This is a genomic window from Clavibacter nebraskensis NCPPB 2581, assembly GCF_000355695.1.
GTDB lineage: Bacteria > Actinomycetota > Actinomycetes > Actinomycetales > Microbacteriaceae > Clavibacter > Clavibacter nebraskensis.
Genome location: NC_020891.1, coordinates 1,951,618 through 1,963,597, shown reverse-complemented (window position 1 = coordinate 1,963,597; position 11,980 = coordinate 1,951,618). Strand labels below are relative to the sequence as shown.

General features: G+C 71.9%; 9 protein-coding genes. 7 read left to right on the top strand and 2 right to left on the bottom strand.

Annotation, left to right across the window (positions count from 1 at the left end; translation table 11 throughout):
* The first annotated feature begins 119 nt into the window (after positions 1 to 119).
* From CMN_RS09230 to CMN_RS09215, 4 genes are all read left to right on the top strand, one after another.
* The gene (locus CMN_RS09230; RefSeq protein ID WP_015490546.1) at positions 120 to 1,505 is read left to right on the top strand and encodes a C4-dicarboxylate transporter DctA; all 1,386 of its coding nucleotides are present in this window, start codon (positions 120 to 122) and stop codon (positions 1,503 to 1,505) included.
* A gap of 88 nt (positions 1,506 to 1,593) precedes the next feature.
* Positions 1,594 to 2,076, top strand: coding sequence for an FHA domain-containing protein (locus CMN_RS09225; protein WP_012298726.1), 483 nt, complete (start codon positions 1,594 to 1,596; stop codon positions 2,074 to 2,076).
* Positions 2,076 to 2,777 carry a transcriptional regulator FtsR gene (ftsR, locus tag CMN_RS09220; protein ID WP_015490545.1) on the top strand — a complete coding sequence of 234 codons (702 nt, stop codon included), beginning with the start codon at positions 2,076 to 2,078 and terminating at the stop codon, positions 2,775 to 2,777. Before CMN_RS09225 ends, ftsR begins: the two co-directional genes overlap by 1 nt.
* Before the next feature lie 357 nt (positions 2,778 to 3,134).
* Entirely contained in the window at positions 3,135 to 3,677 is a 543-nt protein-coding gene (locus CMN_RS09215) for a MerR family transcriptional regulator (protein ID WP_015490544.1), read from the top strand.
* A gap of 97 nt (positions 3,678 to 3,774) precedes the next feature.
* Here the strand turns inward: CMN_RS09215 and CMN_RS09210 are convergent, their stop codons facing one another.
* The gene (locus CMN_RS09210; RefSeq protein ID WP_012038568.1) at positions 3,775 to 4,587 is read right to left on the bottom strand and encodes a ParA family protein; all 813 of its coding nucleotides are present in this window, start codon (positions 4,585 to 4,587) and stop codon (positions 3,775 to 3,777) included.
* A 79-nt stretch (positions 4,588 to 4,666) separates the two neighbouring features.
* Between CMN_RS09210 and CMN_RS09205 the strand changes: the two genes are divergently transcribed.
* The 3 genes from CMN_RS09205 to CMN_RS09195 are packed head-to-tail and all read left to right on the top strand — an operon-like array spanning position 4,667 to position 10,082.
* Positions 4,667 to 8,068, top strand: coding sequence for a pyruvate carboxylase (locus CMN_RS09205; RefSeq protein WP_015490543.1), 3,402 nt, complete (start codon positions 4,667 to 4,669; stop codon positions 8,066 to 8,068).
* A gap of 15 nt (positions 8,069 to 8,083) precedes the next feature.
* Positions 8,084 to 9,556, top strand: coding sequence for a mycothione reductase (locus tag CMN_RS09200; RefSeq protein WP_015490542.1), 1,473 nt, complete (start codon positions 8,084 to 8,086; stop codon positions 9,554 to 9,556).
* 34 nt (positions 9,557 to 9,590) lie between these two features.
* Positions 9,591 to 10,082, top strand: a complete 492-nt coding sequence (locus CMN_RS09195; RefSeq protein WP_015490541.1) for a peptide deformylase — start codon at positions 9,591 to 9,593, stop codon at positions 10,080 to 10,082.
* A gap of 43 nt (positions 10,083 to 10,125) precedes the next feature.
* On the opposite strand, the gene CMN_RS09190 is transcribed toward CMN_RS09195, so the two are convergent.
* Positions 10,126 to 11,952 carry an AMP-dependent synthetase/ligase gene (locus CMN_RS09190; protein WP_015490540.1) on the bottom strand — a complete coding sequence of 609 codons (1,827 nt, stop codon included), beginning with the start codon at positions 11,950 to 11,952 and terminating at the stop codon, positions 10,126 to 10,128.
* Between the last annotated feature and the right edge of the window lie 28 nt (positions 11,953 to 11,980).

Here is an 11,980-nt window from a genome sequence, read left to right as displayed (position 1 = left end):
CGGCACCCGGCAGGAACATTATGAACACAACGCCCAGGCGCCCCCGCGCGTGGGCCATCCTGTCGAGGACCGCCGTGCGCACTCGTGCGCGGGCGCCGCTCACGAGACAAGGACGTCCCATGACCAACCCGATAGCCGCGCTCCGCCGCCTGGACCGCCAGCACTACCTCTACATCGCCGTCATCATCGCGGTGATCCTCGGCGTCACGGTCGGCCTCGTCGCACCCGAGACGGGCGTGGCCCTGAAGCCCATCGGCGACGCGTTCGTCGCCCTCATCAAGATGATGATCGCGCCCATCATCTTCTGCACCATCGTGCTCGGCGTCGGCTCGGTAGCGAAGGCCGCCATGGTGGGTCGCGTCGGCGGCCTCGCGCTCCTCTACTTCATCGTCATGTCGACGCTCGCGCTCGCGGTCGGCCTCGTGGTCGGCAACCTGATCCACCCGGGCGAGGGCCTCGACCTGAGCGGCCTGCGCGCGCCGGAGGGCTCGACGGAGGCGGCCGGCGAGACCGACTTCCTCCTCTCCATCATCCCCACGTCCCTGCTGTCGTCGCTCACCTCGGGCAGCATCCTGCAGACGTTGTTCGTGGCGCTCCTCGTCGGCTTCGCCCTGCAGCAGCTCGGGAAGCGGGGCGAGTCCGTGCTCGAGGGCATCCGCAACATCCAGATCCTCGTGTTCCGCATCCTCAGCATGGTGATGTGGGTGGCCCCGCTCGGCGCGTTCGGCGCCATCGCGGCGGTCGTCGGCGCCACCGGGTTCCAGGCCGTCATCAGCCTCGCGACCCTCATGATCGGCTTCTACATCACGTGCGCGCTGTTCGTCGTGGTGATCCTCGGCTCGCTCCTCTGGTTCGTCACCCGCGTCAGCATCTTCAAGCTGATGCGGTACCTCGGCCGCGAGTACCTCCTGATCGTCTCCACGTCCTCGTCCGAGGTCGCGCTGCCCCGCCTCATCGCGAAGATGGAGCACGTGGGCGTGTCCAAGCCCGTCGTCGGGATCACCGTGCCCACGGGCTACTCGTTCAACCTCGACGGCACGGCCATCTACCTCACGATGGCGTCGCTCTTCATCGCGAGCGCGCTGGGCACCCCGCTGGCCCTCGGCGAGCAGGTGTCGCTCCTCGTCTTCATGATCATCGCGTCGAAGGGCGCTGCGGGCGTCACGGGCGCCGGCCTCGCGACCCTCGCGGGCGGGCTGCAGTCGCACCGGCCCGACCTGGTGGACGGCGTCGGCCTCATCGTCGGCATCGACCGCTTCATGTCGGAGGCGCGCGCGCTCACGAACTTCACCGGCAACGCGGTCGCCACGCTCCTCATCGGCACGTGGACCCGCGGCATCGACGCCGACCGCGTCGCCCTCGTCCTCGGCGGCGGCGACCCCTTCGACGAGAAGAGCATGGGCACCGAGCACGGGGCCGAGTTGAAGGCCCCTGCGGAGGCCATCGAGGCGGACGTCACGCGGGCGGGCGAGCGCGGCGACGAGCCGCGCTCCACCTCCCGCTGAGAAGGGACGGGGCCACGCCCGGGTGCCGCCCACCGTGGTCCCGGCCGTGCCCGATCCGTTACGCTGTCAGGTCACAGGAGGTACGACCATGGATGGACGCGAAGAGGGTCACGGCGCCACGCGCGTGCCCGAGCAGTACACGAGCACGGACACCACGGCCACCTTCCGCGATGAGCTCGGAGCGGCGCTCGCGGGCCTCGACGGCGCCGTCTCCGCCGAGGAGAAGGACGCCGTGACGGCGCTCCCCTCGGGATCCGCGCTCCTCGTCGTCCGCCGTGGCCCCAACCAGGGCGCGCGCTTCCTCCTCGACGCCGACGTGACGGTGGCCGGCCGCCACCCCGACGCCGACATCTTCCTCGACGACGTGACCGTCTCCCGCCGCCACGCGGAGTTCGTCCGGCAGGGCACGTCGTTCCAGGTCAAGGACCTCGGCTCGCTCAACGGCACCTACTTCGACGGCGTGCGGATCGACACCGCGCTCCTCCAGGACGGCGCGGAGGTGCAGGTCGGCAAGTTCCGCCTCACGTTCTACGCGTCGCGCACCGACCTCGTCGGCCGGACCGCCGAGTAGTGCCGGCGTCCGCCGCCCGGTCGACGCGAGCCCGCACCCCTGGTCTCCTCAGCATCGGTCAGGTGCTGGCGCGCCTCACGCCGGAGTTCCCCGACCTCACCAACAGCAAGCTCCGCTTCCTCGAGGAGCAGGGGCTCGTCCAGCCGTCCCGCACCGAGTCCGGCTACCGCAAGTTCAGCCCCGCCGACGTCGAGCGCCTGCGTACCGTCCTCGGGATGCAGCGGGACCACTACCTCCCGCTCAAGGTCATCCGTTCCTACCTCCACGACCTCGACGCCGGCCTCTCGCCCGCGCTCCCCGGCGGCACGCCCGTCCCGGGCGTCTCCATGCTCGACCAGGAGCGCCGCTACAGCCGCGCGGAGCTCGTGCGCGAGTCCGGCGCCACCGCCCCGCTCCTCGGCGACGCCATCACCGCGGGCGTGCTCATGCCGGCGGAGGTCTACGGCGAGGAGGCGGTGCAGGTGATGCGCGCGCTCGTCGAGCTGCAGCGCACCGGGATCGAGCCGCGGCACCTCCGCGGCTTCCGCCAGGCCGCGGAGCGCGAGCTGAGCCTCATCGAGTCGGCCCTGGTGCCGGTGTCCCGCCGCCGCGACGCGTCCAGCCGCGCGCACGCCGCGGAGCTCGCCCGCGAGATCGCCACGCAGCTCGAGGTCGTGCGGGGGAGCCTCATCCGCTCCGCGCTCGGCCGCCTCTCGTCTTGAGGTCGCGCTGGCGTCGGAGTCCGCGCTCGGCCGTCTGTCGTCCTGAGGTCGCGCTGGCGTCGGAGTCCGCGCTCGGCCGCCTGTCGTCCTGATCGCGCCCGCGACGACGGGTGCGGCCCGTAGACTGACGTGCCCGCACGGGGCCGTCCGCACGTCGGAGGGGCCCGTCGGGACCGGCCGATGCGCACCCCCGACGGGGGCGCGGCGGAGGGCCGGGGCGACACGCCGGGCGCTTCGGCCGGATGTCGTTGATCGGGCCCGCGGGCCCCGCTACCGTGAGAACACGATCCCGACGAACCGACCCGAGCAGCGCGCGAACCCCACCGGGGCGAGCGCTGAGGGGTGGAAGGCAGAACGATGAGCGACTCCACCCCGGACTCCGGGCGCTACGACCTCGGTCTGCTCTTCACCGACGGCCTCCCGGAGATGGACGCGAGCGCGGGCTACCGCGGCGCCGTCGCCGCCCGGGCCGCGGGGATCACCTACCGCCAGCTCGACTACTGGGCCCGCACCGGCCTCGTCGAGCCCACCGTCCGCGGGGCCTCCGGCTCCGGCACCCAGCGCCTCTACGGGTTCCGCGACATCCTCGTCCTCAAGCTCGTCAAGCGCCTCCTCGACACCGGCATCTCCCTGCAGCAGATCCGCACCGCGGTGAACCAGCTCCGCGAGTCCGGCGTCGTCGACCTCGCGCAGACCACGCTCATGAGCGACGGCGCGAGCGTCTACCTCTGCACCAGCAACGACGAGGTCATCGACCTCGTGAGCCGTGGCCAGGGCGTCTTCGGCATCGCCGTCGGCAAGGTCCTCCGCGAGGTGGAGCACTCCCTCGTCGAGATCGACACGCAGACCGTGGATCCCACCGACGAGCTCGCCGCCCGTCGCGCCATCAAGGCGTCCTAGACCCGAGCGCGCGCCGGCGGCACGTCCCGTGCTGTCCGGCATCGGAGATGACGAACGCCGCCCCTCGAGGAGGAGCGGCGACAGGTCTTCGAGCGGGTCAGCGCGCGGCGTTCTCCGCGTAGTCGCCGATCTTGGCCGTGCGCATGATGCGCTCGAGCAGCTGGTCGAAGTTGCGCGCCATCTCCTGCGCGCTCTCGCCGGGCCACACGTGCAGCGGCTTCGCCGCGCCCTGCGCCTGCTGGAGCGACGTGCGCTCGGGCAGCTGCGGGCTGAGGACGAGTGGGCCGAACATGTCGCGGAGCTCCTTGATGCGGAACTGGTGCTCGAGCGACTGCACGCGGGCGCGGTTGACGATGATGCCGAGGGGCTGCAGGCGCGGTGACAGGCCGCGGCGGATCTCCTCGATGGCGCGGAGCGCTCGGTCGGCGGCGGCGACCGAGAAGAGGCCGGGCTCGGTGACGACCGTCACGCGGTCGCTGGCCGCCCACGCGGTGCGCGTGAGGGCGTTGAGCGACGGGGCGCAGTCGATGAGCACGAGGTCGTAGTCGGCCTCGACGTTGGCGAGGGCCTCCTCGAGCTTCCAGATGTCGCGGATGCTCGGGTGCGGGCCGTCGAAGTTGATGGCGGACGGGCTGCCGATCATGACGTCGATGGTGCCGGGGCGCCCCTTGGTCCAGCCGCTGGGCGCGATGGCCGCGCGGACGATCTTCTCCTTGGGGGAGGCGAGGACGTCGGCGACGTTCAGGTGGCCGGCGACCTGGATGTCCATGCCCGTCGACACGTCGGCCTGCGGGTCGAGATCGACCACGAGGGTCCTCAAGCCGCGGGAGAAGGCGGCGGACGCCAGTCCCAGGGTCACTGTGGTCTTGCCCACGCCCCCCTTGAGGGAGCTGACGCTCAGTACATGCACGTGGGAGAGGCTACCGTCGATATTCTGGGAAGACCTAAACGCGGGGGTGCCCAAGCCCCATCCGACGAGAGGCCCCGCCATGTTCGAGAAGATCCTGGTCGCCAACCGCGGGGAGATCGCGATCCGCGCGTTCCGCGCCGCCGTCGAGCTGGGCGCCCGCACGGTGGCCGTCTACCCGCACGAGGACCGGCACTCGCTGCACCGCCTCAAGGCGGACGAGGCCTACCTGATCGGCGAGGAGGGGCACCCCGTCCGGGCGTACCTCGACGTCGACGAGATCATCCGCGTGGCGAAGGAGTCGGGTGCCGACGCGATCTACCCGGGGTACGGCTTCCTCTCCGAGAACCCCGACCTCGCGCGTGCCGCGGCCGCGAACGGCATCGTCTTCATCGGCCCCGACGCCGGCGTGCTCGAGATGGCGGGCAACAAGGTCACGGCGAAGGAGCACGCGACCGCGGCCGGGGTGCCGGTCCTCGCCTCGACGCCGCCGTCCACCGACGTCGACCTGCTGCTCGAGCAGGCCGCGGGCATCGGGTTCCCGATCTTCGCGAAGGCCGTCGCGGGCGGCGGCGGCCGCGGCATGCGGCGCGTCGAGCGCGCGGAGGACCTCGAGGACGCGCTCCGGGCCGCGATGCGCGAGGCCGACAGCGCCTTCGGCGATCCGACCATGTTCCTTGAGCAGGCCGTGCTCCGGCCGCGGCACATCGAGGTGCAGATCCTCGCCGACGCCACGGGGGAGACCGTGCACCTCTTCGAGCGCGACTGCTCGGTGCAGCGGCGGCACCAGAAGGTCGTGGAGATCGCCCCCGCGCCGAACCTCGACCCCGCGATCCGCGACGCCATGCACGCGCACGCGATCGCCTTCGCCCGGAGCATCGGCTACGTCAACGCCGGGACGGTCGAGTTCCTGCTGGACACGGACGGGCCGCGGGCGGGACAGCACGTCTTCATCGAGATGAACCCGCGGATCCAGGTCGAGCACACCGTGACGGAGGAGGTGACCGACATCGACCTCGTGCAGGCGCAGATGCGCATCGCGGCGGGGGAGACCCTCGCGGAGCTGGGCCTCCGCCAGGACGCGATCGCGTTGCGCGGCGCGGCGCTCCAGTGCCGCATCACGACGGAGGACCTGGCCCAGGGCTTCCGCCCGGATACAGGCAAGATCACGACGTACCGGTCGCCGGGCGGTGGCGGGATCCGCATCGACGGCGGCACGGTCGCCACGGGCGCGCAGATCAGCCCCCACTTCGACTCGATGCTCGCGAAGCTCACGTGCCGCGGGCGCGACTTCCCGACCGCCGTCACGCGCGCCAAGCGGGCCCTCGCCGAGTTCCGGATCCGTGGCGTCTCCACGAACATCCCGTTCCTCCAGGGCGTGCTCGACGACCCCGACTTCCAGGCGGGCGACATCAGCACGTCCTTCATCGACGAGCGGCCGGGCCTCGTGCGCAGCAACGTGTCGAAGGACCGCGGGACGAAGATCCTCAACTGGCTGGCCGACGTCACCGTCAACCAGCCGAACGGTCCCCGCACCGCGGTCGTCCGGCCCGCCGACAAGCTGCCCGACGCCGACCTCCGGCTGCCGGCGCCCGCGGGATCCCGCCAGCGCCTCCTCGAGCTCGGCCCGCTCGGCTTCGCCGAGGCCCTTCGCGCGCAGACCGCCCTCGCCGTCACGGAGACGACGTTCCGCGACGCTCACCAGTCGCTGCTGGCCACGCGCGTGCGCACGCGCGACCTCGTCGCGGTCGCCCCGTACGTCGCGCGCACGACGCCCGAGCTGCTCTCGGTCGAGGCGTGGGGCGGGGCCACCTACGACGTCGCGCTCCGCTTCCTCGGCGAGGACCCGTGGGAGCGGCTCGCGTCGCTCCGCGAGGCGCTGCCGAACGTCGCGATCCAGATGCTGCTGCGCGGCGCCAACACCGTCGGCTACACGCCGTACCCCACCGCGGTCACAGACGCGTTCGTGCAGGAGTCGGCCGCCACCGGCGTCGACGTCTTCCGCATCTTCGACGCGCTCAACGACGTCGAACGGATGCGGCCGGCCATCGACTCCGTGCTCGCCACCGGCACCACTGTCGCCGAGGTCGCGCTCTGCTACACGGGCAACCTGCTGGATCCCGCCGAGGACCTCTACACGCTCGACTACTACCTGCGGCTCGCGGAGCGCAGCGTGGCCGCCGGCGCGCACGTCCTCGCGATCAAGGACATGGCCGGGCTCCTCCGCCCCGCCGCGGCCGAGCGCCTCGTCACCGCGTTGCGCCGCGAGTTCGACCTGCCGGTGCACGTGCACACGCACGACACCGCGGGCGGCCAGCTCGCGACCTTGCTCGCAGCCAGCCGCGCCGGCGCCGACGCGGTCGACGTGGCGAGCGCGCCCATGTCGGGCACGACGAGCCAGCCGTCGGCGTCCGCGCTCGTCGCGGCCCTCGCGGACACCGAGCGCGACACGGGCCTCTCGCTCGACGCGGTCAGCGACCTCGAGCCCTATTGGGAGGCGGTCCGCCGCCTCTACCGGCCGTTCGAGTCCGGGTTGGCCGGCCCGACCGGGCGTGTGTACCGGCACGAGATCCCCGGCGGCCAGCTCTCGAACCTGCGGCAGCAGGCCATCGCGCTCGGCCTCGCCGACGACTTCGAGCTCATCGAGGACATGTACCAGGCGGCCGACCGGATCCTCGGCCGCATCCCGAAGGTCACGCCGTCGTCCAAGGTGGTCGGCGACCTCGCCCTCCAGCTCGCGGCCGCAAAGGCCGACCCGGCCGACTTCGAGCGGAACCCGCAGGACTACGACATCCCCGACTCGGTGGTCGGCTTCATGGCGGGCGAGCTCGGCGATCTGCCCGGCGGCTGGCCCGAGCCCTTCCGCACGCGCGTGCTCCAGGGCCGGGACGTGCGGATCGGCGTCACTCCGCTGTTCGCCGAGGACCGCGCCGCGCTCGAGCTGCCGGGCGCCGAGCGACGCCGCGCGCTCAACCGCCTGCTCTTCCCGCAGCCGACCGAGCAGTTCGAGACCATCCGGGAGCTGTTCGGCGACCTCTCCGTGCTCGACACGGACGACTACCTGCACGGCCTCCGCCCGGGCCAGGAGCACGCGGTGCGGATCAGCCGGGGCGTCGAGGTCCTCATCGCGCTGGAGGCCGTCGGCGACGCCGACGAGTCGGGCATGCGCACCGTCATGGTCGTCATGAACGGGCAGCTCCGTCCGGTGTTCGTGCGCGACCGCGGCATCGCCGTCACCACGACCGTGGCCGAGCGCGGGGACCCGGCGAACCCCGGCCACGTGTCGGCGCCGTTCTCCGGGGTCGTGACCCTCAAGGTCGAGGAGGGCCAGGTCGTCGCCGCCGGCCAGCCGGTCGCGTCCATCGAGGCGATGAAGATGGAGGCGGCCATCACGTCGCCCGTCGCGGGCCGCGTCGCGCGCCTCGCGGTCCCCACAACCCAGCAGGTCGACGCGGGCGACCTGCTCGTGATCGTAGAGCCCTAGGAGGAGAGCCACCAGATGACGGACGCACAGCAGGACCCGCAGCAGGACGAGCACTACGACCTCGTGATCGTGGGTGCCGGATCCGGCAACTCGATCGTCGACGAGCGCTTCGCCGACCAGCGCGTGCTGCTCGTCGACGACGGCGAGCACTTCGGCGGCACCTGCCTCAACGCGGGCTGCATCCCCACGAAGATGCTCGTGCACGTGGCCGACATCGCGGCGGAGACGCGCGACGGCGCCGCGCTCGGCATCCGCGCGTCGGTGGACGCCGTGGACTGGCCCGCGATCAGCGACCGCGTCTTCGGCCGCATCGACGCCATCAGCGAGGACGGCCGCGAGTGGCGCGAGAGCGGCTCGGAGAACATCACGCTGCTGCGCGAGAGCGTGGGCTTCGAGGCGCCCGGCGAGCTCGTGTCGGCGAGCGGGCAGCGGATCACCGCCGACCGGATCGTGCTCGCGGCTGGCTCCCGCCCCCGGCCGCTGCAGGCCGTCTACGCGCCCGACCCGGACATCCACGACTCCGACTCGATCATGCGCATCGCCGCGCTGCCGGCCTCGCTCCTCATCGTCGGCGGCGGCTACGTGGCGGCCGAGTTCGCGCACGTCTTCAGCCACCTCGGCGTGCACGTGACGCAGGTCGCGCGCTCCGCGCACCTGCTCGGCAACCTCGACGAGGACGTCTCGACGCGCTTCACGACGCTCGCGCGCACGCAGTGGGACGTGATCACCGACTGCGAGGTGGAGGAGATCGAGCGCGACGGCGACGTGCTCAGGTCGCGTCTCGCGTCCGGCCACCTGGTCGAGACCGAGGCCGTGCTGGTCGCCCTCGGGCGCGTCCCCAACACGGACACGCTCGCCGTCGTGAACGCGGGCTACGACCTGCACGACGACGGCCGCATCGTGGTCGACGACCGGCAGCGCGTCCTCGCGGGCGGCGAGCCGGTCCCCGGCGTCTTCGCGCTCGGCGACATCAGCGCCGACCACCAGCTCAAGCACGTGGCCAACCACCAGGCCCGCGTCGTGCAGCACAACCTCCTGCACCCGGACGACCTGATCGGCGGTGCGCCCGGGCCCGTGCCGCTGGCGGTCTTCTCGCGCCCGCAGATCGGCTCGTTCGGCCTCACGGAGGCGGAGGCGCGCGAGGCCGGACCCGTCGTCACGATCGAGCAGCCGTACTCGTCCACCGCGTGGGGCTGGGCGCTCGAGGACACGACCTCGTTCTGCAAGCTCGTGGTGGATCCGCGCGACGGCGGCACCCTCCTCGGCGCGCACATCATCGGCTCGGACTCCGCGGCGCTGATCCAGCCGCTCCTCATGGCCGCGAGCCTCGGGCACCGGGTCACGGGCCTCGCCCGGGCGCAGTACTGGCCGCACCCGGCCGTGACGGAGATCGTCGAGAACGCGCTGCTCGCCGCCGAGTCCGCGGTGGCCGACTGGGCACGGGAGAATGGCCAGGGCGACGCGCCCGCGGGGGCTGGTCGATCCTGACCCGCCGCCGGACTAGGACCCACGGAAGCAGAGAATGACTGAACGACAGATCCGCCTGTTCGGCGATCCGGTGCTGAAGACCGTCTCCTCGGAGATCCGCGAGATCGACGAGGGCGTGCGCTCCCTGGTCGAGGACCTCCTCGACAGCGTGCGGCCCGACGGCCGCGCCGGGGTGGCCGCCGCGCAGATCGGCGTCAACCTCCGGGCCTTCAGCTACAACGTGGGGCCGGCGTTCGGCTACGTCCTCAACCCCGTCATCGAGGAGCTGCGCGGCGAGGCCGTCCTCGTCGACGAGGGCTGCCTCTCGGTGCCGGGCCTCTGGTTCCCCACCATGCGCCACCCCGAGGCCGTCATCTCGGGGCTCGACCTCGACGGGAAGCCCGTCCGCATCGAGGGCTCGGGCGTCCTCGCGCAGGCCTTCCAGCACGAGGTCGACCACCTCGACGGCCTCGTCTACCTCGACCGGCTCGACAAGCAGCGCCGCCGCGAGGCCATGAAGCAGGTGCGCGAGTCCGACTGGTTCTGACCAGGCCGTCGGCTCGCGCGCTCGCGCGGGCCGACGCCTGCGATCAGTGGACCAGCGAGTGCCCCTCGGTCGTCGGCGCCGCCTCGTAGATCCGGGTGATCACGTCGGCGAAGGCCTCGAGCACCACCTGGCGCTTGATGCTGAGCTTCGGCGTGAGGTGCCCTGCCGCCTCCGTCAGCTCCACCGGCAGCACGACGAACTTGCGGATGGATTCGGCGCGCGACACCGTCGCGTTGGCCGCGTCCACCGCGCGCTGCACCTCGGCGAGCACCGCCGGGTTCTGCGACGCCTGCTCGAGCGTCAGGGCGGGGTCCTGCCCGTTGTTGGCCAGCCAGACCGTGAGCATCTCCGGATCCAGCGTGATGAGCGCCGAGATGAACGGCCGCCGGTCGCCGGCCACCACGACCTGGCCGACGAGCGGGTTGGCGCGGATGGGATCCTCGAGCGCGGCCGGCGCGACGTTCTTGCCGCCGGCGGTGACGATGATCTCCTTCTTCCGGCCCGTGATCGTCAGGTAGCCGTCGGCGTCGTAGCTGCCGAGGTCGCCCGTGCGGAACCAGCCGTCGTCGAAGACGGCCGCGGTCGCCTCCGCGTCCTGCCAGTACCCGTCGAAGACGTTGACGCCCTTGACCTGGATCTCGCCCTCGTCGGTGATGCGGGTGGCCACGCCGGGCATCGCCGGGCCCACCGTCCCGATGCGGAAGCCCTTCACGAGGTTGACGCTCACGGGCGCCGTGGTCTCGGTGAGCCCGTAGCCCTCGAGGATCGTGAGGCCGAGCGACCGGTAGAAGTGCCCGAGCCGGAGGCCGAGCGGCGCGGATCCGCTGACCGCGAAGCGCACGCGCCCGCCCATCGCCTGCCGGATCTTGGAGTACACGAGCGCGTCGAAGAGCTTGTACTGGAGCTTCAGCGCGAGCGGCACGGAGCCGGCGTCGACCGCGACCGAGTGCGCGTACGCGACCTCGGCCGCCTTGCGGAAGATCTTCCCGCGCCCCGCACCCTCGGCCTTCTGCTCCGAGGAGTTGTAGACCTTCTCGAAGACGCGCGGGACCGCGAGCAGGAACGTCGGCTTGAAGGACGCGAGCGCGGGCAGGAGCTGCGTCGTGTCGGCCTGGTGCCCGGTCTTCACGCCCGCCTGCACGTTGAGGATCGAGATGAAGCGCGCGAACACGTGCGCGGTGGTGATGAACAGCAGCGTCGAGGCGCCGACCTGCACGACCTCCTCCATCGCGACCTCGGCGTTCCGCGCGAGCTCGACGAAGTTCGCGTGCGTGAGGATGCAGCCCTTCGGCCGGCCGGTGGTGCCCGACGTGTAGATGAGGGTCGCCATGTCCGAGCCGACCGCGATGTTCCGGCGGCGCTCGATCTCGGCGTCCGGCACGCCGACGCCCTGCTCCGCGAGCTTGTCCAGGTCGCCCAGGTCGATCTGCCACACGCGGCGGACCGCGGGCAGCTCCGGGTGGACCTCGTCGAATCGCGAGAAGTGCTCGGCGGACTCGAGGATCACGGCCACGCTGCCGGAGTCCTGCAGGTTCCAGTGCACCTGGCCGGGGGAGGAGGTCTCGTACACGGGGACGAGGACGGCGCCGGCGAAGAACACCGCGAAGTCGACGAGCGTCCACTCGTAGCGCGTCCGGCACATCATGCCGATGCGCTCGCCCGGCTCGATGCCCGCGGCCACGAGGCCCTTCGCGAGGGCGACGACCTGGCGGTGGAACTCGGACGCCGAGACGTCGGTCCACCCGCCCGACCCGTCTGGCAGCGCGAACAGCGGAGCGTCCGGGCTCGTCCTCACGCGGTGCACCAGGACGTCGGTGATGTTGTCGTCGGGTCTCGCCTCGACGACGGCGGGCATGGTGTGCTGTTCCACGGCAACTCCCTCGGTACCGGAAATGGAT